Genomic DNA, 21760 nt, shown 5'->3' on the forward strand with positions numbered 1-21760 from the left:
CAAGTTGTGAACCAGGTTGTAGCCACCTCTTCCATCGACCCGAAAGCCGCAAGCGACAAGGTCAACCTGCTCGACTTCGATCGTCAGGGCCTGCGTGATTTCTTCGCGCAGCTCGGCGAGAAGCCGTATCGCGCCGAGCAGGTAATGAAGTGGATCTACCATCGCTTGGAAGACGACTTCGGCAAGATGACCGACGTGGGCAAGGCGCTGCGCGCCAAGCTCGAGGCCTCGTGCTACGTCGGTCCGCCCAAGACGCTGTTCGACAAGGCCGCCGCCGACGGCACGCACAAGTGGCTGCTCGGCATGGACGGCGGCAACGCCGTCGAGGCGGTCTACATCCCCGAGCCGACCCGCGGCACGCTGTGCGTGTCTTCGCAGGTCGGCTGCGGCCTGAATTGCCAGTTCTGCTCCACCGCCACGCAGGGCTTCAACCGCAACCTCGCCGCCTCCGAAGTCATCGGTCAGGTGTGGGTGGCCGCCAAGCACCTGGGCAACGTCACGCACCAGAACCGCCGCATCACCAACGTGGTGATGATGGGCATGGGCGAGCCGCTGCTGAACTTCGACAATGTTGTCGCGGCGATGAGCCTGATGCGCGACGACTTGGGCTTCGGCCTGGCCGCCAAGCGCGTGACGCTCTCCACCGCCGGCCTGGTGCCGATGATCGACAAGCTGTCCGAGGCCATCGACGTCTCGCTGGCGGTGTCGCTGCATGCGGCCAACGACGAGCTGCGCACCGAGCTGGTGCCACTCAACAAGCGCTACCCGATCGCCGAGCTGATGGGCGCCTGCCAGCGCTGGATCGAGCGCCGCCCGCGCACTTCGATCACCTTCGAATACACCTTGATGAAGGGCGTGAACGACCAGCCCGAGCATGCGAAGCAGCTGATCAAGCTGATGCGCAAGCTGCCCACCGGCAGCGCGAAGGTGAATCTGATCCCGTTCAATCCTTTTCCGGGCACGCGCTTCGAGCGCTCGGACGCCGACACCATCCGCGCGTTCCAGACGCAGCTGCTCAACGCCAGCGTCCTGACCATGCTGCGCCGCACGCGCGGCGACGATATCGACGCGGCCTGCGGCCAGTTGAAGGGGCAGGTGCTGGACCGCACCCGCCGGCAGGCCGAATTCCGCAAGCGGCTCGACCACGCACAGGAACAGGGAGTGGCGCATGCGCCTTGAACGTTGGGCGGTGGCCTTGCTGGCGCTGGCGCTGGCCGGATGCGTGACCAATACCGACGGCGAGTTCGGCGGCAAGCTGCCCCGTACCAGCAAGGGCCAGGAGGCCGAGGACGCCGCGCGCGTCCATACCGAGCTGGGCCAGCAATACATGGCCAATGGCGACCTGCAGACCGCCATGGAAAAACTCACCAAGGCACTGCAGTTCGACAACGACTACGCGCCCGCGCACACGGTCATGGCCGTGCTGGACGAGCGCATCAACCGGCCCGAGGACGCCGAGCAGCACTATCGCCGGGCGGTACAGCTGGAACCGGACAAGGGCGGCCCGAACAACAATCTCGGCGCCTTTCTCTGCCGCATCGGCAAGGGCAGCGAAGGCCTGGGCTTTTTCCAGAAGGCGCTGAAGGATCCGTTCTACAAGACGCCCGACGTGGCGCTGACCAACGAGGGCATCTGCCAGCTGCGCATGAACGACCGCGCCGGCGCCGAGCAGAGCCTGCGCAAGGCCCTGGAGGCCAATCCGCAGAACGGTGAGGCGCTGCTGCAGGTCGCCAATCTGCTTTACCTGAACAACGACGCCTTTCGCGCCCGTGCGTTCATCCAGCGCTTCGACGCGCTGGGCCAGCCTAGCGCGGTGGCGCTCAAGCTCGGTTACGACATCGAAACCCGTCTGGGCAACATGGATGCAGCCCAAACCTATCGCAGGCGACTGCAGAGCCAGTTCCCGGATTCGGATCAGGCACACGCCATCGACACACCCGCTAGCCCATGACCTCCCAGCAGCCCAATCCCGGCCATCGCGCGATTGATCTGTTCGCCATTGCGGCGATCACGGATGGCTCGTCGAATTCCCTGTCTGCCAGCTTCGGCTCTCGTCTGCGCGTGGCACGCGAAGCGCGCGGCCTGGACATCGAGGCCTGCGCCCACGCACTCAAGCTTCCTGCGCGCGTGCTGCGCCAGTTGGAAGCCGACCAGCGCGAAGGCATCGACTATGCCGTGTACCTGGCCAGCTACATCGCCAAGTACGCCCGTTATCTTGACCTGGACGAAGACGCCATCCAGGCCGAGCTGGCCGGCATCAAGCGCGTCGCGCCCACGCTGGTGGCCACCGGCGGCATGTCGCATTCGCGCTACCTGCTGGAGCGTTACGCCACCGCTGCCACCTACGTGGTGCTCACCGCGGTGATCGTGGTGCCGATGGTGTGGCTGGGCGTGCGCGGCACGCTGGACCGGGACCTGAGCCATCTCGCCCCGCTGGACGCCACCCCGGTGGCGCAGCAGGACGCTCCGGTCCACGCCGCGGCACCGCCCGCCACCCGGCCGACGGCCCCGTCGCCGGCCGAGGAGCAGCCGCTGCTGGCGTCGATGGCGCCGTTCCCCGGCCTGGAGAGCGGCAACCTGACGGCGACGCGCGCACCTGCGGCAGCAAGCACGGCCGCGGCGCCGGCATCCCATCCTGCGGACGGGCACAGCCTCACCCTCAGCCTGGAGCAGGCGAGCTGGGTCGAGGTGCTGGCCGCCGATGGTTCACGTCTGGAGTACGGCCTGCTTCCGGCCGGCAGCAGCAAGACCTGGACGAACGAGCAACCGCTGGACGTGCGTATCGGCAACGCGACCGGCGCCCAGGTCACCGTCGACGGCAAGCCGCTGGCCCTGGACGCCTATCGCCGCGCCAACGTCGCGCATTTCCGCGTGCAGGACGGCAAACCCGTACCCAGCGGCACCTGACCAGCCGGCTCGCCGCGCACCACGCGGTCCGCGCGCCGGTCCGAAGAAAACACGCCTCCCGGGTTGCGTCGGGCGCCCGTGGCCGCGGTGCTTCGGTTATGCTTGTCCATTGACCGCCGTCGCGTGCGGTCATGATGCTTCACCCCTAAACCCATCTGGCGAGCGCCGGTCCGGCCTGGGCCGACGCGACGCGTGCTTCCGACGGACTACTGCATGGCATTCGACGCATACGACGATTACGAACAGGGCGAACGCGTACAGCAATGGCTGCGCCAGAACGGCCTGTCCATCGCCATCGGCATCGTCATCGGGCTGGTCGCGATCTTCGGCTGGCAGCAGTGGCGCAACCACCAGGCCACACGCGAGCTGGAGGCTTCCAACCTCTACCAGCAACTGCAGACGGCCGCGGCCGCCGGCAAGGACGCCCAGGTCGACCAGCTCACCGAGCGCCTGCAGAACGACTATGCGAAGTCGGCCTACGCGATCTTCGCCGCCAGCGACCGTGCGCAGCGCCAGGTCGAGGCCAACCAACTGGACAAGGCCATGGCGTCCCTGCAGTGGGCGCGCAGCCATGCCGGCGACAGCCCGCTCAAGCCGCTGATCGAACTGCGCATGGCCAAGGTGCAGCTGGCCGCCGGCAAGGCCAGCGATGCGCTGGCCACGCTCGACGCCGGCGCCGCCAAGGGCTACGAGCCGCTGCGCCAGGAACTACGCGGCGATGCGCTGGTCAAGCTTGGTCGCGTGGACGAAGCGCGCAAGGCCTACCAGGCGGCGTTGGCCGCAATGGGCGAAGACGCGCCGCAACGCGCTGCCTTGCAACTCAAACTCGACGATCTGGCCGTGGCCGGGAAGCAGGGCGCATGAAAGTGTTTGGCATGAACCGGGTTGGCATGAAGAAAGCCATGGCGGTGGCCTTGGTCGGGCTGGTCGCACTGGCCGGCTGCCACAACGCCAAGAAGGAGAACATCCAGCCGCCGACGCCGCTGGCGAAGGACTTCAAGCCCACCGTCCAGGTCACCCGGCTGTGGCGCGAGAGCATCGGCGACGGTGCCGGCGATACCGGCGTCCGCCTGCGTCCCACCGTGGTCGATGGCGTGCTTTATGCCGACAGCAACGACGGCAAGCTGGTCGCACTGGATGCGGCCACTGGCAAGACGATCTGGTCCAAGAGTTCGCGCACCCACGGCTGGTTCGGCTGGGGCGACAAGAAGCGCAAGGACGCCTTTTACGCCGGCGGCCCGGCCGTCAGCGGTGAACTGCTCGCGGTCGGTACCCTGGACGGCCACGTCTACGGCGTCAGCGCGAAGGACGGCAGCCCGCGCTGGGAGGCCATGCTCAAGTCCGAGGTGCTCACCTCGCCGGTGATCGTGGGCGACCTGGTGGTGGTGCGCACCGGCGATGGCCGCGTCTATGGCCTCGATGCCGCCACAGGCGAACGGCGCTGGGTCTACGACCAGAGCGACGTGCCGCTGCTCAGCCTGCGCGGCAACGGTCCGCTGCTGGTGGCCAACGGCGTGGTGTTCTTCGGCAGCGACGGCGGCAAGCTGGTCGCGCTGCGCCTGGACAACGGCGAGAAGCTGTGGGAGCAGAAGCTGGCCAGCGGCGAGGGCCGCACCGAGATCGAGCGCCTGGATGACTCCGACGGTGCCGTCCTGCTCGATGGCCGGGTCCTCTACGGCGCGGCCTACCACGGCAACCTCGCAGCCATCGACGGCCCCAGCGGCCGGCCGATGTGGACGCATCCGTTCTCGACGTTCACCTCGCTGGCGAGCAGCGGCACTGCGATCTACGGTGCCGACGACAACTCGCAGGTGTGGGCGTTCGACAAGAGCGCCGGCGCCGAAATGTGGAAGAACGACAAGCTCAAGTACCGCTGGCTGACCGGGCCGGCCGTGCAAGGCAACTACCTGGTGGTCGGCGACATCGAGGGCTATGTGCACTGGCTGCAGACCGGCGACGGCGCGCTGGCCGCGCGCGAGCGCTTGTCCAAGCACGCCATCCGCGCCCAGCCGCTGGTGGTGGGCGACACCGTGTATGTCGAGGACGTGGAGGGCCGCATCGGCGCCTACCGCCTCGGCGGCGCGCACTGATCGCCCGCAAGGAACATGCTGAACCATGCTGCCCGTCGTCGCCCTGGTCGGTCGTCCCAACGTCGGTAAATCGACCCTGTTCAACGCGCTGACGCGCAGCCGCGACGCCCTCGTGGCCGACATGCCGGGCGTCACCCGCGACCGCCACTACGGCGTGTGCCACCTCGGTGCGCGCCCGTTCGTGGTGGTCGATACCGGCGGCCTGTCCGGCGTCGAGGAAGGCCTCGACGCATTGACCGCGCAACAGGTGCGCCTGGCCATCGACGAAGCGCAGCTGCTGGTGTTCGTGGTCGATGCCCGCGACGGCCTGCTGCCGCAAGACCAGGGCATCCTCGGCGAACTGCGCCGCAGCGGCAAGCCGATCCTGCTGGCGGTCAACAAGACCGACGGACTCGACGTCGAGCATGCGCTGGCCGAGTTCGCCCGCCTCGGGCTGGCCGCCACGCTGCCGCTTTCGGCCGCGCACAACCGCGGCACCGACGACCTGGTGGCCGCCGCGCTGCCGTTGCTGCCGCCCGACGAGGATGAGCCGCAAAGCCTCGCGGACGACAGCATCCGCGTCGCCATCGTCGGCCGCCCGAACGCCGGCAAGTCCACCCTGATCAACCGCCTGCTCGGCGAGAACCGGCTGATCGTCTCGGACGTCGCCGGCACCACGCGCGATCCCATCCGCGTGCCGCTGGAGCGCGACGGCAAGCGCTACACGCTGATCGACACCGCCGGCGTGCGGCGCAAGGCGCGGGTGGAGGAGGGCGTGGAGAAGTTCAGCGTCATCAAGACGCTGCAATCGATGGCCGCCAGCCAGGTCGTGGTGCTGATGGTCGACGCGCGCGAGAACCTCGCCGACCAGGACCTGAGCCTGATCGGCCACGTGGTGGACGAGGGGCGGGCGCTGGTCATCGCCGTCAACAAGTGGGACGGCATGGACGCCTACCAGCGCGAACAGTGCCAGCGCACGCTCGAGCGCAAGCTGGTATTCGTCGACTGGGCCAAGACCGTGTTCATCTCGGCGCTGCACGGTTCGGGCCTGCGCGAGCTGATGCGCGCGGTGGTGCGCGCGCATGCCTCGGCCACCCACGAACTGGCCTCGGCGGACCTCACGCGCACGCTGGAGAAGGCCTACGAGGCCTACCAGCCGCCGCTGGTGCGTGGCCACGCGCCGAAGCTGCGCTTCGCCCATCCGGGCGGCTCCAACCCGCCGACCATCGTCATCCACGGCAGCCGCACCAAGCACATCGCGCCGGCCTACCGGCGTTACCTCGAGAACTTCTTCCGCAAGCGCTACCGCCTGGAAGGAACGCCGATCCGCATCGACTTCCGCGATGGCGACAACCCCTTCGCCGGCCGCAAGAACGTCCTCACCGAAGGCCAGCAGCGCAAACGCCAGCGCATGATCCGCGAGATGAAGAAGCGCAAGAAGTAGGGCGGCGGGCACGCGCACCGCTGCTCGTGCCCGCTTCCCGGCATCGCTCCGCCTGGGCGGAAGTCTTTCTTCGATTTCGCGTTCACCGGATGGTCGCTGCGCATTCCGGGCAGGCGTCCGTATCGGCGATGTCCCCGGCGGCTACGATTCCAGATTCGCCGGCACCAGCGCATACACCGCGCCGTCCCTGGCCTCCTCGCGCATCCACAAACGATGCCGCGCGATGCTTTCGAACCGTGCCCCCGCCCGCTCGGCCGTACGGCGGCTGGCGTGGTTCTCCGGCAAGGCCACGATCTCGATGCGGACCAGCCCGAGCATGCCGAACCCGAAGCGCGCGGCCGACTTCGCCGCCTCCGGGGCGATGCCCCGGCGCTGCCGCGACTGGCGCACCCAGTAGCCCATGGCGGCGCTGCGATGCACATGATTGCGCTGGTTCAACCCCACGCTGCCGAGCAGGGCGCCGGTGTCCTGTTCGAACACGCCGAAGGCGAACTGCTCCTGCGCCACCCAGCGCTCGCGGCAGTGCCGTATCCAGGCCTGCGCCTCGTCCAGGTCGTAGCCGGCGTGGCACCAGGGCAGCCAGCGTCCGATGCTCGCCAGCGACTCGCGCACGGCCTCGTGCAGGGCGGGCGCATCCTCCGCGCGCCAGGCGCGCAGGAGCAGCGCCCCTTCGACAAGCTCCAGGTCGAGCGGGACGGGCATCAGCGGCTCCGTTTGTGCGCATGGGACGGCGCCGGGATAATAAGCGCCTTTGCAGAGCAGGCAGGCATCCATGACCGCACGCATCCTGGACGGCAAGCGCATCGCGCAGGAACTGCTGGAGCGGGTAGGGCGGCGCGTCGCCGAACGCAAGGCGCAAGGCCTGCCGCCGCCGGGCCTGGCCGTGGTGCTGGTGGGCGACGACGCGGCCTCGTCCGTCTACGTGCGCAACAAGCGCAAGGCCTGCCACCAGGTCGGTTTCCGCTCGTTCGACTACGACCTGCCGGCAAGCACCACGCAGGAGGAGCTGTTCGCGCTGATCGACCGGCTCAACGCGGACCCGGCCGTGCACGGCATCCTGGTGCAGTCCCCGCTGCCGCGGCATATCGACGAGGACGCGCTGGTCGATCGCATCGATGCCGGCAAGGACGTCGACGGCTTCCAGGCGGTGAACGTGGGCCGGCTGGCGTTGCGCCGCTTCGGCCTGCGCCCGTGCACGCCCAAGGGCGTGATGACCTTGCTCGGGCACACCGACCGCCCGGTGCGCGGCCAGCATGCGGTGGTGGTGGGCGTGTCCAACCACGTCGGCCGGCCGCTGGCGCTGGAACTGCTGATCGCCGGCTGCACCACCACCTGCTGCCACCGCTTCACGCGCGGGCTGGAATCGTTCGTGCGCCAGGCCGACATCGTCATCGTCGCGGTCGGCAAGCCGGGCCTGGTCAAGGGCGAGTGGATCAAGCCGGGGGCCGTGGTGATCGACGTGGGCATCAACCGGCTCGATGACGGGCGGCTGGTCGGTGACGTCGAATTCGCTCCGGCGGCCGAGCGCGCCAGCTGGATCACGCCAGTGCCTGGCGGCGTGGGGCCGATGACGGTGGCGACGCTGATCGAGAACACGCTGGAGGCGGCGGAGGCACGGTAGGTTTTTCCCGGGAGGAAGACGGGTTGCAGGGGAGCCCGCGTCGAGCCCAGCCGTCCCGCTGCCCGAAGCGATCCGACGATCCGGCGGCCTTGCGCGACTTCGAAGCCCGGCCGTCGTTGCTCGCCTTCCGTTCCTTTCCGCCCGCTCTTCTCGCGCTCCTTTGTCTCCTCGCGTATAATCCCATCTTTGCAGCGAGACCCACCCGCATGCGCATCCTCGCCGAGGCTCTGACCTACGACGACGTGTACCTCGTCCCGGCCCATTCGGCCGTCCTTCCCCGCGACGTCGACACCTCCACCCGGCTCACCCGCAACCTGCGCCTGAACATCCCGATCGTGTCCGCCGCCATGGACACGGTGACCGAGGCGCGGCTGGCCATCACCATGGCCCAGCAGGGCGGCATCGGCATCATCCACAAGAACATGACCGCCGAACGCCAGGCTGCCGAAGTGCGGCTGGTGAAGAAATTCGAGGCGGGGGTGATCCGCAGCCCGATCAGCGTCGGCCCCAACACCTCGATCCGCGAGGTGCTGCAGCTGACCCGCGCGCACAACATCTCCGGCGTGCCGGTGGTCGACGGCGAAAAGCTGGTCGGCATCGTCACCAGCCGCGACCTGCGCTTCGAGCGCAAGCTCGAGGATCCGGTGCGCAACATCATGACGCGCCAGGACAAACTGGTGACCGTGCGCGAAGGCGCCAGCCAGGACGAAGTGCTGCAGCTGCTGCACAAGTTCCGCATCGAGAAGGTGCTGGTGGTCAACGACGACTTCCAGCTGCGCGGCCTGATCACCGTCAAGGACATCCAGAAGGCGCGCGACAACCCGCATGCCGCCAAGGACGCGCACGAACGCCTGCTGGTCGGCGCCGCGGTCGGCGTGGGCGGAGACACCGAGGAGCGCGTCGAGGCGCTGGTCGACGCCGGCGTGGACGTGCTGGTGGTCGACACCGCGCACGGCCATTCGCAAGGCGTGATCGAGCGCGCCGGCTGGGTCAAGAAGCGCTACCCGCAGGTGCAGGTGATCGCCGGCAACATCGTCACCGGCGAGGCGGCGCGCGCGCTGCTCGACGCCGGCGTGGACGCGGTCAAGGTCGGCGTGGGTCCGGGCTCGATCTGCACCACCCGCGTGGTCGCCGGCGTCGGCGTGCCGCAGATCACCGCGATCGACCTGGTGGCCACGGCGCTGAAGGACGAGATCCCGCTGATCGCCGACGGCGGCATCCGCTACTCGGGCGACATTCCCAAGGCGCTGGCCGCCGGCGCGTCCACCGTGATGCTGGGCTCGATGTTCGCCGGCACCGAGGAATCGCCAGGCGAGGTCGAGCTGTTCCAGGGCCGCTCCTACAAGAGCTATCGCGGCATGGGCTCGCTGGGCGCGATGGCGCTGGGCTCCAAGGACCGCTATTTCCAGGACGAAGCCGACGCCGACAAGCTGGTGCCCGAAGGCATCGAGGGCCGCGTGCCGTACCGCGGCCCGCTGCGCAACATCATCCACCAGCTGATCGGCGGCCTGCGTGCGTCGATGGGTTACCTGGGCGCCGCCACGGTCGAGGACGTGCGCCACAAGGCGCAGTTCGTGAAGGTGACCTCGGCGGGCGTCACCGAGGCGCATCCGCACGACATCCAGATCACCAAGGAAGCGCCGAATTACCGGCTCAATTCGTGACGAAGCGGGGAATGGGGAACGGGGAACAGGGAACGTGAGAAGTCCGGGCAAGCGCCCCGTTGCGCTTCGATCGGGGCGATCGCGCGACCTGCTGCCGGACCCTATGCGTTCCCCGTTCCCTGTTCCCTGTTCCCCGTCGATGCCATGACCAACATCCACTCCGACAAGATCCTCATCCTCGACTTCGGCGCGCAGTACACCCAGCTGATCGCCCGCCGCGTGCGCGAGCTCGGCGTCTACTGCGAGATCTGGGCTTGGGACCACGACCCCGCGCAGATCGCGGGTTTCGGCGCCAAGGGCATCATCCTGTCGGGCGGCCCCGAGTCGACCACGCTGCCCGACGCGCCCAAGGCGCCGCGGGAAGTGTTCGATTCGGGCCTGCCGATCCTGGGCATCTGCTACGGCCTGCAGACCATGGCCGCGCAGCTTGGCGGCGCGACCGAGGCGGCCGACCAGCGCGAGTTCGGCCATGCGCAGGTCGACATCGCGGGCGACAGCCGCCTGTTCGCGGGCCTGAGCGACCACGCCGACGCGCACCGCCTGGACGTCTGGATGAGCCACGGCGACCACGTCAGCAAGGCGCCGCCGGGTTTCACCGTCACCGGCACCACCGACCGCATCCCGGTCGCGGTGATGGAGAACCAGGACAAGCGCTGGTACGGCGTACAGTTTCATCCGGAGGTCACGCACACCAAGCAGGGCACTGCGCTGCTCAAGCGCTTCGTGGTCGACATCTGCGGCTGCGCCACGCTGTGGACCGCGGACAACATCATCGACGACCAGATCGCGCGCGTGCGCGAGAAGGTCGGCAGCGACCATGTGCTGCTGGGCCTTTCCGGCGGCGTCGATTCCTCGGTGGTCGCCGCGCTGCTGCACAAGGCGATCGGCGACCAGCTCACCTGCGTGTTCGTCGACACGGGCCTCCTGCGCTTCCAGGAAGGCGACCAGGTGATGGCCACCATGGCGCAGCACATGGGCGTCAAGGTGATCCGCGTCGATGCGGCCGAGCGCTACTTCAGGGCGCTCGAGGGCGTGGCCGATCCGGAGGCCAAGCGCAAGATCATCGGCCGCCTGTTCGTGGAGATCTTCGACGAGGAGTCGGCCAAGGTCACCGCTGCCGGCCACGGCCAGGTGAAATGGCTGGCGCAGGGCACGATCTACCCGGACGTGATCGAGTCCGCCGGCAGCAAGACCGGCAAGGCCCACGTCATCAAGAGCCACCACAACGTCGGCGGCCTGCCCGAAGACATGAAGCTCGGCCTGGTCGAGCCGTTGCGCGAGCTGTTCAAGGACGAAGTGCGCCGCATCGGCGTGGCGCTGGGCCTGCCACGCGAGATGGTCTACCGCCATCCGTTCCCGGGTCCGGGCCTGGGCGTGCGCATCCTGGGCGAGGTCAGGCGCGAGTACGCCGAACTGCTGGCGCGCGCCGACGCCATCTTCATCGACGAACTGCGCAAGGCCGATCTCTACGACAAGACCAGCCAGGCCTTCGCCGTGTTCCTGCCGGTCAAGTCAGTGGGCGTGGTCGGCGACGCGCGCGCCTACGAATGGGTGATCGCGCTGCGCGCGGTCGAGACCATCGACTTCATGACCGCGCACTGGGCGCACCTGCCGTACGAGTTCCTGGGCAAGGTCTCCAACCGCATCATCAACGAGCTGCGCGGCGTCTCGCGCGTGGTCTACGACATCAGCGGCAAGCCGCCGGCGACCATCGAGTGGGAGTGATCTCAAGCCCTGCCATCAAGGGTTTGCGAGCCCCGGCCTGACAGGCGGGAAGCGTTTGCCGCTATGCGTCTTCCCAGTAGTCGACCTTGTCGGTGAGGCGTCCTACATACTCGAAGGACCGCTTCTGTTTGGATCCACCCGGCGGGCTTCCTGCAACTACGGCGAACGTGCCTGCGTCCAGGCTCGCTTGCCCGGTGGCAATTCGATTACGCGGTACCCCGACTTCTTCCCGCCCAGCAACGTCGCCACAGGGCTGACACGGGACGCATAGCGTTCGCCGTGCGTGGCTGCGTTGAAGCTCAGGTTTCGGAGTGACACCGTGGGGATGGGAGCATCGAGTCCCATGGGTGGCCGCTGGCAGCCATCGTCGGCTGCCAGCGAATGACGGTATAGGCAGCAACGCGGGCCCGGCTGAAAGGGTCTTCCGAGATCCATTGAGAAACCTCTTCCGTGGTTTTCGCGGTGGCGAGTATCACGCCACCCGTTCGCGGTTCCTTTCTGCCCGAGAGAAGAAAATGGCCGGCCTCATAGTGGCGCGCCAAAAACTCCCGGTGGCGCTCCATGTGCCGGTCAATCTCATCGAGAGGACGCAGGTAATCCAGCAGAATCAGATAGAGCATCGCTTGTTTTCCCATCAAGGCCGCAAAAGAATGGATCCGGCCGACGCGCCGGATTCGAGCGCGCGATGCGCTTCGGCCGCCTTGGCGAGGGGAAACACGGCGCCGATGTGGGCCTTCATGCCGTGCTTTAGGCCGTCAAAGGTGGCCGCCGCACCCTCCCGGTATAGGGCTTGATCGGACATGAAGCGAAACACCCCTGGGCGCGACAGCGCCACCGAGCGCGTTGGGCCAAGCATGGACCAGTCGATGGGGCCAGGATCGCCGCCAACCTGTCCGATACTGGCGGCCATACCGAACGGTCGGACGACGGACAGGGTATCGGCCAGCGTCTTCCCGCCGATACCGTCAATGGCATAGTCGACGCCACGTCCGTCGGTAAGCCTTCTCACCTCTTCTACGAAGTCCTGCTCGTGATACAGGATCGGATGATCGAGTCCGTATTGTTTGGCAAGGGCCGCCTTTGCCTGGCTTCCGACCGTGCCGATGACGCTCGCCCCAAGCCTCTTCGCCCACTGCAGCAACACGAGCCCAAGTCCGCCCGCCGCCGCATGGATCAGGATCGTGTCGCCGCTCTGCACCGGATAGACGTGCGCCAACAACATCTGGGCCGTAATTCCCCGCAACAGAAGCGCCCCGACGTCATCGTCAGCGAGGCCGTCCGGCACGTGCAGCAGCCGCGACGCGGGAATATTGCGTGCGCTTGCGTAGCTACCCACCGGCGGACCGGCGTAGGCGACGCGCTGCCCCGGTTCAATCCCCCTGACCTCCGCGCCGACGGCCTCGACGATGCCGACCGCTTCCACGCCGAGCCCGGAGGGAAGGTCCGGCAAGGCATACACGCCGGTCCGATAATAGATGTCGACGAAGTTGACGCCGATGGCGGTGTGGCGCACGCGGACTTCGTTCTTGCCGGGCGCGGGAAGTAAGAAATCCCTCGCCTTCAGTTGGGAAACGTCGCCGTATCGTTCGACTACGACCTCGGTCGCGTTGGACTGGCAAACCTGATGAATGGATTCCATAACCATGTTGCTCTTTTGCCCAGGGAAATTGCGCGGCAAGATTGCACTGGCCACGACTGCCCAGCCACCCCGAATCGCGAGCATCTGTTGTGCAAAAACGCACAAGCCTGAATTCTTCAAGCGGACACCGCCTTCAATGGGACGACGTCCGTTATTTCCTGGAGTTGGCGAGACTGGGCAGCCTGTCGGCCGCGGCGAGGACGCTAGGCGTGGAGCACTCGACGGTTGCCAGGCGCATCGAATCGCTGGAGCAATCCCTGGGCATACGGGTATTCGACCGTCTGGCCAGGGGATGGTCACTTACACGAGAGGGCGAGATCCTGACCGCACAGGCTCAACGCCTGGACGACGAGGCACAGGCATTTTCCCGTGCGGCGCTGGGCGCGGCGTCCCTGCGTGGCACCGTGCGGCTTTCCGCACCGCCGGTATTTGGGAGCCATTTTCTCGTGCCAAAGCTGGCTGCGGTCCGGTCGCAATGGCAGAACATTGATCTGCAGGTCATCGGCGAATCAAGGGATGCCAATCTGTTCCGGAGCGAAGCCGATCTGGCCATACGTCTCTTACGGCCGACGGCACCGGGCCTGACCGCTCGTCGCCTCGGTGAGCTGGGCTACGGCGCCTACGCTGCGCACGGTTACACCAGCCGCCCCGCCGGGGAATGGGAGTTCCTCGGTTACGACGACAGGCTCAGGCATGTGCCGCAGCAGCGCTGGATCGAGCAGGTAGCCGGCGATAGGCCCTTCGTGTTGCGGAGTAACGACCTGGCGGCCTTGGCGCAAGCGGCACGGGCGGGATTGGGCATAGCGGCGCTTCCCCATTTCCTTGCGGCCGGCGACGCCACACTGGCGCTTCTGTCCACCGCGGAGTGTCCTGCTCCACGACCGCTGTGGCTGGTGATGCATCCGGACGTCAAGCGATCACCGCGAGTCCGCCGGGTGGCTGACGTGCTCATCGCCCTGGTGGGCGACATGAAAAACCTGCTGCTGGATGGCACGTGCTGACTATCACCGCGTAGACCTTCCATCGAACGAACTCGGGCACGTGCGTGCCTCCGAAGGCTTGCAGGTAGCCCAGAAGCTGTCCCTAGTCGCCAAGCTTCAGTGTTCGAATGGTCGGGCAACCCGGAGCCGGGGGCGGCTACAATGCCGGCCCGCCTGCATCGCCGCCATCGCGCGTGTCCATGACCGAGTTCCTCCCGCCGACCGCTACGACGTTCTCGCCCGAGGACGAATCCTGCATGCGCCGCGCGTTGCAGTTGGCCGCCCACGCGCGCGATGCGGAAAACGAGGTGCCGGTCGGTGCGGTGCTGGTGCACGAAGGCCAGATCGTCGGGTTGGGCTGGAACCGCAACATCACCCTGCACGATCCCACGGCACACGCCGAGATCATGGCCTTGCGTGCGGCCGGCGAGAAGCTGGCCAACCACCGCATCGTCGGCGCCACCCTGTACGTGACGCTGGAGCCGTGCGCGATGTGCGCGATGGCGCTAGTGCACGCGCGGATCGGCCGGGTGGTGTATGCGGCCACCGATCCCAAGACCGGCGCGGCCGGCAGCGTGTTCGACACGCTGGTGTCCGACCGGCACAACCACCGCGTGCTGGTGCAGGGTGGGTTGCTCGCCGCCGAGTCCGGCGAGATGCTGCGGGAGTTTTTTCGCTCGCGGCGGTGAAGTCCGGGCCGGATTGCGGCTACCGGTCCAGCGCCGCCCTGATCCGCCTCGCCAGCGCCTGCCCGGTGAAAGGTTTCGGGAGGAGGTCCACATTCGCATCCAGCCGGCCGTCCCGGAGAATGGCGTTGCGCGCATAGCCGGACGTGTAAAGCACCTTCAGGCCGGGGCGGCGCTGCCGCGCTTCCTCGGCGAGCTGGCGGCCGTCCAAGCCTCCGGGAAGGACCATGTCGGTGAAGAGCAGGTCGACCTCGGGCTCGCGCTGGAGCAGCGCCAGGCCAGTCGCCGCATCAGGCGCGGCCAGTACGCGATAGCCCAGCTCGAGCAGCACCGTTGCCGAATAGGTCAGAAGATCGGCGTGGTCTTCCACCAGCAGGACGGTTTCGCTCCCACGCGGCGCCGGGTTCTCCAGGTCCGGATCCGCAGGGTCCGCTGAGCGAGCATCCAGGCAGCGCGGGAGGTAGAGCTTGACCGTCGTACCCTGGCCAAATTCGCTGTAGATGCGCACGTGGCCGCCGGACTGGCGGGCGAACCCATACACCTGGCTCAAGCCCAGACCCGTTCCCTTGCCCACGTCCTTGGTGGTGAAGAACGGCTCGAAGGCCTTCTGCAGAACCGTCTGATCCATGCCGTGTCCGGTATCGCTGACGGCTATGAGGACGTAGTGACCTGCCGATAAAGGCTCGGGGACCGAGGCGACGTAGTCCTCATCGAGGCAGGCGTTGCTCGTCTCGATGGTCAGGCGCCCGCCCTCGGGCATCGCATCGCGGGCATTGACCGCCAGGTTCACCAAGGCGTTTTCCAGCTCCCCCGCATCCGCCATCGCGGACCACAGACCGCCTCCGGCGACGGTTTCCAGCGCGATGGTCGCGCCGAGCGTGCGTTGCAGGAGATCCGCCAGGCCGGTGATCAGGCGGCTGGCGTCGGTGGATCGAGGCTGGAGAGGTTGGCGCCGCGCGAAGGCGAGCAGGCGCGAGGTCAGCGTGGCGGCCCGTTGGGCGCCGTGACGAGCCATCGTGACGGCGCGCTCCATCCTGGCCCGCGCGTCTTTCGCCGGGCTCGCAAGCTGCCGTTCGATCGTTTCCAGACCGCCAAGAATGACGGTCAGCAGGTTGTTGAAGTCGTGCGCCACACCGCCGGTGAGCTGGCCGATCGCCTCCATTTTCTGCGCCTGGCGTAGCCGGTTTTCCACCTCCTGTCGCTGCGCGAGCTCCTCGGCGACGCGCGTTTCGAGCGTGCCTGCCAGCTCCCGCATTTCGGCCGTGGCGACGTCGGCGCGTCGGCGTGCCTCCAGCAATTCCTGCTCGTAGCGCCGCCGGTCGCGCGCCCGCATCACGGTGATGCGGATGGCCAGCGTGCGGCCGTCCGTATCGCGTCGCTCACGCGCGTTGACCAGCACCGGCATGACCGTGCCGTCGGCACTCCGCAGATCCAGCGCGACCTCGTCGAAGGCGCCCTGCATGCGCAGGAGAGGAGCGAAATGCGTTTCGTAGTAAATCTTGCCGGCGATGGACAGCAGCTCGGGGAAGCGGCGACCGGCCAATCGCCCGGGCTCCACGCCGAGCCAGTCGGCCAGGGTGTGGTTGACGCGGTCGATGCGACCTTCCGGTCCGGCGACCAGGTAGCCGCAGGGCGCATGTTCGAAGAGATCATGCAGCTCTGCGTCGCCAGCGCAGGCTGGCGACGCAGTGGTGACTGCATCAGAGGAAGGCATCGATCGCGGCCACGGTCTCAGCGGGCGCACTGAGGTTGGGACAATGGCCGGTGGCCTGCATCAGGACCAGATGGCTGCCGGGGAGCCGGTCGTGCACGTAGCGGCCGACGCTTTCCGGTGCGATCACGTCATCCATGCATTGAAGCACCAGTGCGCGGGCCGTCAGCCCGTCGAGGTCAGCCCGATTGTCCGAGAGGAACGTGGTACGCGCGAAATGGCGCGCGATCTCTGGATCGGAGCGGCAGAAGCTGTTGGTCAATTCCTCTGCGAGTTCGGGGCGGTCGCCGTTTCCCATGATGACCGGCGCCATGTTCTGCGACCAGCCCATGTGGTTGCTGTCCAGGAAGTCGAGCAACTCATCGATCTGTTCTGCGGAGAAGCCACCTATGTAACCAGTCTCAGGCTCGTCGATATAACGCGGCGAAGGGCCGACCAATATCATGTCGCTGAACAGTTCCGGTGCCTGCCGCAAAGCCAGGACACCGATCATGGCGCTGACGGAATGCCCTACGAACACGCCGTCGCGCACGTCCAGCTCACGGCAGAGCGTTACCACGTCCTGAGCGTAGCCCTCCAGTGAGCCATGCCGTTCGCGGTCGAACGCAGAGAGGTCCGACTGGCCCGCGCCGATATGGTCGAACAGCACCACGCGGAAGCGATCCTCGAAAGCCGGCGCCACCCAGCGCCACATGTTCTGGTCGCAGCCGAAGCCATGGGCAAAAACCATCGTGCGGGTCCCGCGACCGCTGATGCGTACGTTGTGGCGAGTCAGGATGTCCGGCATGGGCCCTCGGAAAAAAGCGTAACAGCCGATGTTAGCCCCTCGAGGTTAACCCGGTGTATGCGCGCAGATCCGTCAGGCCAGCAGGAATGCCAGCGCGTCCGCGCAGGGCTGTTCGACTTTCAGGCTCAATAGGGGGTCAGCTCGCGTCCTTCCCAGGTTCACTGCCGCCACCGGCTTGCCGGCGCGGGCGGCCGCATGCACGAAGCGGTAGCCGGAGAACACCATCAGCGAAGAACCGACCACCAGCACGGCGTCGGCCGCTTCCAGTCCCTGCAACGCATCGGCCACGCGATCGCGCGGCACGTTCTCGCCATAGAACACCACGTCGGGCTTGAGCACGCCGCCGCAGTCGGGGCAGGGCGGCACCACGAACCGGTCGAAATCCAGCCGTTCCAGGTCCGCATCGCCGTCGGGCGCCTCCGCGGCCTCCAGAGAGGCCCATGCAGGGTTCAGGCGTTCGAGTTCCTGCTGCAGTTCCGCGCGGGGCAGGCGATGGTCGCAGCCCATGCAGCGCACCTGGTCCAGCCGTCCATGCAGGTCGACCACCTGGCGGCTGCCCGCGCGCTGATGCAGCCCGTCCACGTTCTGGGTCACCAGCAAGCCGACGTGGCCCTGTGCCTCCAGCTGCCGCAGGGCGTGATGGGTGCCGTTGGGCACCGCGCGGCCGAAGTGTCGCCAGCCGACCAGGCTGCGCGCCCAGTAGCGTTTGCGCACGCGCTCCTCGCCCATGAAGGCCTGGAACATCACCGGCGGCGTACGCTTCCAGGCGCCGTCGGCGTCGCGGTAGTCGGGAATGCCCGAGTCGGTGCTGCAACCGGCGCCGGTGAGCACGAACAGGCGGCGGTGGCTGTGGATGAAGCGGGCGAGCGGAGCGGCATGCATGAGCCAAGTATGGCGGCGGCCGCGGCGCATTGCGCGCCCCGCACGAGGGGCCTGCGCGCGCCCCGCCACGCCATGGTTTACGCCTGTCTCATCTTTCCGTGACAGCACCTTCAACGCACCCACACGAAGATGGCGGTGCTGCCGCAACACTGCGGCCACGGGTGACGCGATGAACCAGTCCGACCGGACCTTGAGCACCATCAACGATAGGGATCCGTTCGCCATGCGGTACTGGTCCAAGCAGTTGCGCGTATCCGAGCGCGACCTGCGCGAGGCGATCGCGGCGGTCGGCACCAGCACGCAGGCGGTGCGCCAGTACACCAGCCGGCCGCAGGCCAGCCACGCGGGCCAGCCGCGCGGCGCCAGCCGCCGCCGCGACGATTGATGGCCAGGCGCAAGGGGACAGCGGACGTGCCTGCAAGCCCCGGCACCGGCGGCAAGCAAAAGAGCCCGCGCCATGCGGCGCCATCGGCTGCCACGTCCACTTCGAATCCGGCAGTCTCCACGCCGGCACCCGCGGCGCTCCGCATCCTGAGCCTGCCTGCCGCGCTCGCTGCGGCCGGCGGCGCGAGCACGCCCTGGCTGCAGCATGCGGCCGGGCTGGGCTTCAGCCACGTACTGGCGCCCGCTTCGTTGCTCGACGACGGCCCCGGCGCCGTGGGTACGATGGCGCGCCTGTGCCGCGACCACGGTCTGGGCCTGTTGCTCGACGTGGACATCGCCCGCCCGCTGCCTGTCGGGCTCGACGTGCGCGCCGAGCATCCCGGCTGGTTCCATGCGCTGCCGGACACCCGCGCCATGCCCGACCCGCGCCAACCGGCGCCGGAGGCGGGCGTGCGCTGGCGTTTCCACGACGAGACGGTGGCGCCCGAAGCGCTGGCCTGGTGGTGCGGGCGCTTGCGTGATGCGCTGCTCGCGGGCCTGTCGGGGCTGCGGCTGCTGTCGCTGGACGCCGCACCGGCGCCGTGGTGGGAGCACTTGCTCGATGGCCTGCGCAGCAAGGCGCCGCAGGCGCTGTTCCTTGGCTGGACGCAGGGCCTGTCGCCGGAGGAACTGGCGCGGCTCGCCGGCATCGGTTTCGACTACGGCTTCTGCTCCGCCGAGTGGTGGGACTTCCGCGCCGGCTGGCTGGCGCGCGAGCTGCGCCGCGTGGCCGAGGTGGCGCCACCGCTGGCCTGCGCCGCGGCGCCGTTCGGCGATGCGGAGGCCGACCGCACGTTCGGCGAACGCGAACAGGCCGAGCGGCATCGGCGCCGGGCCGCCTGGTTCGCCGCCAGTTGCGCCGGCGGCTGGCTGATGCCGGCGGGCTTCGCCGGCGGCGCGACGCAGGCCTTCGACCTGTCCGGCGAGATCCGCGCCGTCAACGCCTGGTTGTCCGGCCTGGGCGAGCAGGCGCGCACGCCGGCGGCCATCCACATCGACGACGACTGGGTCGGCGTGTTGCGCCGGCAGGGCGAGCGCGCGTGGCTGGCGCTGTTCAACGCGCGGCTGGATCGCGACACCGAAGTCGACCTGGGCGCCGTCGCCGGCGGCGCCGCCTGCGCCTATGCGGACTGGACCCTGCTCGACGGCGCCGCTCCATCGATGCCGCTCACCCTGGCTCCCGGCGAGGCGCGCCTCCTGGAAGGCAGCCGCACCCAGCCGGTCGCCGCGCGCGCCACCGCCACCGCGCAGAAGCAGGCGCTGGCCGACGCCACGCAGTCGCCGCGCATCGCCATCGAGGCGGTCACGCCCGCGGTGGACGAAGGCCGCTTCGCGGTCAAGCGCGTGGTGGGCGACACGGTCACGGTGGAAGCGGACGTGTTCATGGACGGCCACGACAAACTCGCCGTCGCGCTGCGCTGGCGCGCGCTGGACGAAAAGCAGTGGCACGAGCAGCGCATGCAGTCGCTGGGCAACGACCGCTACCGCGGCCGGTTCACGCCCACGCGCGTGGGCCGCTACGAATACTCCGTGCAGGCCTGGCGCGACGCCTATGCCAGCTACCGCCACGAGATCGTCGCCAAGCACGATGCCGGCGTGCCCATCGCGCTGGAGATGCGCGAGGGCCAGCACCTGGTGGAACGGACCGCGACGGGCACGTCGCCGGCCAGGCGCAAGCCACTGCGCGCCTTGGCCAGTGCGCTGGCCAACGCCGGGGACGACGAAGCCCGCTATCGATTGCTGATCGCCGAAGACACCGCCAAGGCGATGGCCGAGGGCGACCTGCGCGCGTACGCGGTGGAGCGTCCGCCCCTGCGGCTCGAGGTCGACCGCCGCGCCGCGCAGTTCGCCAGCTGGTACGAGCTGTTCCCGCGCTCGATCACCGACGACCCCGCGCGCCACGGCACCTTCCGCGACGTCATCGGCCGGCTGCCGGCCATCCAGGCGATGGGCTTCGACGTGCTGTACTTCCCGCCCATCCATCCGATCGGCCGCGCCTTCCGCAAGGGCCGCAACAACACGCTGACGCCTGACGAGCACGACCCGGGCAGCCCGTACGCCATCGGTTCGGCCGAGGGCGGCCATACCGCGATCCATCCCGAGCTCGGCACCATCGAGGACTTTCGCGCCTTGCGCGACGCCGCGCAGGAACGCGGACTGGAGCTGGCGCTGGACTTCGCCATCCAGTGCTCGCCCGACCACCCCTGGCTCGCCGAGCATCCGGAATGGTTCGACTGGCGCCCCGACGGCAGCCTGCGCTACGCGGAGAACCCGCCGAAGAAATACCAGGACATCGTCAACGTCGACTTCTACGAGGCAGGCGCGATCCCCTCGCTGTGGCAGGCGCTGTGCGATGTGGTGCTGTACTGGGCGGGCGAGGGCGTGCGCATCTTCCGCGTCGACAACCCGCACACCAAGCCGTTCCCGTTCTGGGAGTGGATGATCGCTCGCGTGCGCGGGCAGTATCCGGACACGCTGTTCCTGTCCGAGGCCTTCACCCGGCCCAAGCCGATGTACCGGCTGGCCAAGCTCGGCTTCAGCCAGTCCTACACCTACTTCACCTGGCGGCACACCAAGCAGGAGTTCATCGACTACCTGACCGAGCTCACGCAGGGGCCGCCCAGGGATTTCTTCCGCCCCAACTTCTTCGTCAACACGCCCGACATCAACCCGTACTTCCTGCAGCAGTCCGGCCGCAGCGGCTTCCTGATCCGCGCGGCGCTGGCGGCCACGCTGTCGGGGCTGTGGGGCATGTATTCGGGTTTCGAGCTGTGCGAGGCGGTGCCGATCCCGGGCAAGGAGGAATACCTCGACTCGGAGAAGTACCAGATCAAGCCGCGCGATTGGGAGGCGCCCGGCAATATCGTTGCCGAGATCAGCCAGTTGAACGCGATCCGCCGCGAGCAGCCGGCGCTGCAGAGCCACCTGGGCGTGCGCTTCCTGCGCGCCGACAACGACCAGGTGCTGTTTTTCGAAAAGTCCTTGCCCAGGAGCGGCGCACCCGGCGGGCGCGGCCGCGTGCTGGTGGCGATCAGCCTGGACCCGCACCACGCGCAGGCCGCCGACCTGCACCTGCCGCTGGCCGAATGGGGCATAGCCGAGGATGCGCCGCTCATCGTCGAAGACCTGCTGCACGAGGCCACGCTGACCTGGCGCGGCGGCCGCCAGCACGTGTGGCTGGGGCAGGGCATGCCCTATGCGATCTGGCGGGTGGAGGCCTGA

General features: G+C 68.1%; 19 protein-coding genes. 13 read left to right on the forward strand and 6 right to left on the reverse strand.

The window, feature by feature from the left end; translation table 11 throughout:
- The first annotated feature begins 6 nt into the window (after positions 1-6).
- The 6 genes from rlmN (at position 7) to der (ending at position 6420) form a co-directional block, all read left to right on the forward strand.
- Positions 7-1179, forward strand: a complete 1173-nt coding sequence (gene rlmN, locus VGU03_RS03200; RefSeq protein ID WP_327478592.1) for a 23S rRNA (adenine(2503)-C(2))-methyltransferase RlmN — start codon at positions 7-9, stop codon at positions 1177-1179.
- Entirely contained in the window at positions 1169-1951 is a 783-nt protein-coding gene (gene pilW / locus VGU03_RS03205; protein WP_327478593.1) for a type IV pilus biogenesis/stability protein PilW, read from the forward strand. The genes rlmN and pilW overlap by 11 nt, the downstream gene beginning before the upstream one ends.
- Positions 1948-2907, forward strand: a complete 960-nt coding sequence (locus VGU03_RS03210) for a helix-turn-helix domain-containing protein (protein ID WP_327478595.1) — start codon at positions 1948-1950, stop codon at positions 2905-2907. The genes pilW and VGU03_RS03210 overlap by 4 nt, the downstream gene beginning before the upstream one ends.
- Positions 2908-3120: 213 nt before the next feature.
- A complete protein-coding gene (locus VGU03_RS03215; RefSeq protein ID WP_327478597.1) occupies positions 3121-3771 on the forward strand; it encodes a tetratricopeptide repeat protein in 651 nt (216 codons plus the stop codon).
- A complete protein-coding gene (gene bamB / locus VGU03_RS03220; protein ID WP_327478599.1) occupies positions 3768-4997 on the forward strand; it encodes an outer membrane protein assembly factor BamB in 1230 nt (409 codons plus the stop codon). The genes VGU03_RS03215 and bamB overlap by 4 nt, the downstream gene beginning before the upstream one ends.
- A gap of 25 nt (positions 4998-5022) precedes the next feature.
- Positions 5023-6420, forward strand: coding sequence for a ribosome biogenesis GTPase Der (gene der / locus VGU03_RS03225; protein ID WP_327478601.1), 1398 nt, complete (start codon positions 5023-5025; stop codon positions 6418-6420).
- Positions 6421-6561: 141 nt separating this feature from the next.
- Here der and VGU03_RS03230 read toward each other — a convergent pair whose 3' ends face one another.
- Positions 6562-7122, reverse strand: a complete 561-nt coding sequence (locus tag VGU03_RS03230) for a GNAT family N-acetyltransferase (protein WP_327478602.1) — start codon at positions 7120-7122, stop codon at positions 6562-6564.
- A 70-nt stretch (positions 7123-7192) separates the two neighbouring features.
- On the opposite strand from VGU03_RS03230, the gene folD reads away from it, so the two are divergent.
- The 3 genes from folD (at position 7193) to guaA (ending at position 11430) form a co-directional block, all read left to right on the forward strand.
- The gene (gene folD, locus VGU03_RS03235) at positions 7193-8041 is read left to right on the forward strand and encodes a bifunctional methylenetetrahydrofolate dehydrogenase/methenyltetrahydrofolate cyclohydrolase FolD (RefSeq protein WP_327478604.1); all 849 of its coding nucleotides are present in this window, start codon (positions 7193-7195) and stop codon (positions 8039-8041) included.
- A gap of 206 nt (positions 8042-8247) precedes the next feature.
- Complete coding sequence (gene guaB / locus VGU03_RS03240) at positions 8248-9705, forward strand: IMP dehydrogenase (protein ID WP_327478606.1); 1458 nt, start codon at positions 8248-8250, stop codon at positions 9703-9705.
- 144 nt (positions 9706-9849) lie between these two features.
- Complete coding sequence (gene guaA, locus VGU03_RS03245) at positions 9850-11430, forward strand: glutamine-hydrolyzing GMP synthase (RefSeq protein ID WP_327478608.1); 1581 nt, start codon at positions 9850-9852, stop codon at positions 11428-11430.
- A 299-nt stretch (positions 11431-11729) separates the two neighbouring features.
- On the opposite strand, the gene VGU03_RS03250 is transcribed toward guaA, so the two are convergent.
- On the reverse strand, positions 11730-12050 hold the full coding sequence (locus tag VGU03_RS03250) for a YciI family protein (protein ID WP_327478610.1): 321 nt from the start codon (positions 12048-12050) through the stop codon (positions 11730-11732).
- Between the two features lie 14 nt (positions 12051-12064).
- Positions 12065-13189, reverse strand: coding sequence for a quinone oxidoreductase (locus VGU03_RS03255; protein ID WP_327478612.1), 1125 nt, complete (start codon positions 13187-13189; stop codon positions 12065-12067).
- On the opposite strand from VGU03_RS03255, the gene VGU03_RS03260 reads away from it, so the two are divergent.
- Together VGU03_RS03260 and tadA are read left to right on the forward strand one after the other, a co-directional pair.
- Positions 13159-14070, forward strand: coding sequence for a LysR family transcriptional regulator (locus tag VGU03_RS03260; protein WP_327478614.1), 912 nt, complete (start codon positions 13159-13161; stop codon positions 14068-14070). The genes VGU03_RS03255 and VGU03_RS03260 overlap by 31 nt on opposite strands.
- 179 nt (positions 14071-14249) lie before the next feature.
- Entirely contained in the window at positions 14250-14738 is a 489-nt protein-coding gene (gene tadA / locus VGU03_RS03265; protein WP_327478616.1) for a tRNA adenosine(34) deaminase TadA, read from the forward strand.
- A gap of 19 nt (positions 14739-14757) precedes the next feature.
- On the opposite strand, the gene VGU03_RS03270 is transcribed toward tadA, so the two are convergent.
- From VGU03_RS03270 to VGU03_RS03280, 3 genes are all read right to left on the reverse strand, one after another.
- Positions 14758-16449, reverse strand: a complete 1692-nt coding sequence (locus VGU03_RS03270) for a PAS domain-containing hybrid sensor histidine kinase/response regulator (protein WP_327478618.1) — start codon at positions 16447-16449, stop codon at positions 14758-14760.
- A complete protein-coding gene (locus VGU03_RS03275; RefSeq protein ID WP_327478620.1) occupies positions 16436-17233 on the reverse strand; it encodes an alpha/beta hydrolase in 798 nt (265 codons plus the stop codon). Before VGU03_RS03275 ends, VGU03_RS03270 begins: the two co-directional genes overlap by 14 nt.
- Positions 17234-17305: 72 nt before the next feature.
- Positions 17306-18115, reverse strand: coding sequence for an NAD-dependent protein deacetylase (locus tag VGU03_RS03280; RefSeq protein WP_327478622.1), 810 nt, complete (start codon positions 18113-18115; stop codon positions 17306-17308).
- A 169-nt stretch (positions 18116-18284) separates the two neighbouring features.
- On the opposite strand from VGU03_RS03280, the gene VGU03_RS03285 reads away from it, so the two are divergent.
- A complete protein-coding gene (locus VGU03_RS03285; RefSeq protein ID WP_327478624.1) occupies positions 18285-18500 on the forward strand; it encodes a DUF3606 domain-containing protein in 216 nt (71 codons plus the stop codon).
- A 26-nt stretch (positions 18501-18526) separates the two neighbouring features.
- Positions 18527-21760 carry an alpha-1,4-glucan--maltose-1-phosphate maltosyltransferase gene (locus tag VGU03_RS03290; RefSeq protein WP_327478626.1) on the forward strand — a complete coding sequence of 1078 codons (3234 nt, stop codon included), beginning with the start codon at positions 18527-18529 and terminating at the stop codon, positions 21758-21760.

It is taken from the genome of Frateuria sp., from assembly GCF_035944355.1.
Classification (GTDB): domain Bacteria; phylum Pseudomonadota; class Gammaproteobacteria; order Xanthomonadales; family Rhodanobacteraceae; genus Frateuria_A.

Coding starts and splice junctions, on each gene's coding strand:
- pilW (WP_327478593.1), top strand. CDS start 1,169: ATGCGCCTTGAACGTTGGGCGGTGGCCTTGCTGGCGCTGGCGCTGGCC.
- VGU03_RS03210 (WP_327478595.1), top strand. CDS start 1,948: ATGACCTCCCAGCAGCCCAATCCCGGCCATCGCGCGATTGATCTGTTC.
- VGU03_RS03215 (WP_327478597.1), top strand. CDS start 3,121: ATGGCATTCGACGCATACGACGATTACGAACAGGGCGAACGCGTACAG.
- bamB (WP_327478599.1), top strand. CDS start 3,768: ATGAAAGTGTTTGGCATGAACCGGGTTGGCATGAAGAAAGCCATGGCG.
- der (WP_327478601.1), top strand. CDS start 5,023: ATGCTGCCCGTCGTCGCCCTGGTCGGTCGTCCCAACGTCGGTAAATCG.
- VGU03_RS03230 (WP_327478602.1), bottom strand. CDS start 7,122: ATGCCCGTCCCGCTCGACCTGGAGCTTGTCGAAGGGGCGCTGCTCCTG.
- folD (WP_327478604.1), top strand. CDS start 7,193: ATGACCGCACGCATCCTGGACGGCAAGCGCATCGCGCAGGAACTGCTG.
- guaB (WP_327478606.1), top strand. CDS start 8,248: ATGCGCATCCTCGCCGAGGCTCTGACCTACGACGACGTGTACCTCGTC.
- guaA (WP_327478608.1), top strand. CDS start 9,850: ATGACCAACATCCACTCCGACAAGATCCTCATCCTCGACTTCGGCGCG.
- VGU03_RS03250 (WP_327478610.1), bottom strand. CDS start 12,050: ATGCTCTATCTGATTCTGCTGGATTACCTGCGTCCTCTCGATGAGATT.
- tadA (WP_327478616.1), top strand. CDS start 14,250: ATGACCGAGTTCCTCCCGCCGACCGCTACGACGTTCTCGCCCGAGGAC.
- VGU03_RS03270 (WP_327478618.1), bottom strand. CDS start 16,449: ATGCCTTCCTCTGATGCAGTCACCACTGCGTCGCCAGCCTGCGCTGGC.
- VGU03_RS03275 (WP_327478620.1), bottom strand. CDS start 17,233: ATGCCGGACATCCTGACTCGCCACAACGTACGCATCAGCGGTCGCGGG.
- VGU03_RS03280 (WP_327478622.1), bottom strand. CDS start 18,115: ATGCATGCCGCTCCGCTCGCCCGCTTCATCCACAGCCACCGCCGCCTG.
- VGU03_RS03285 (WP_327478624.1), top strand. CDS start 18,285: ATGAACCAGTCCGACCGGACCTTGAGCACCATCAACGATAGGGATCCG.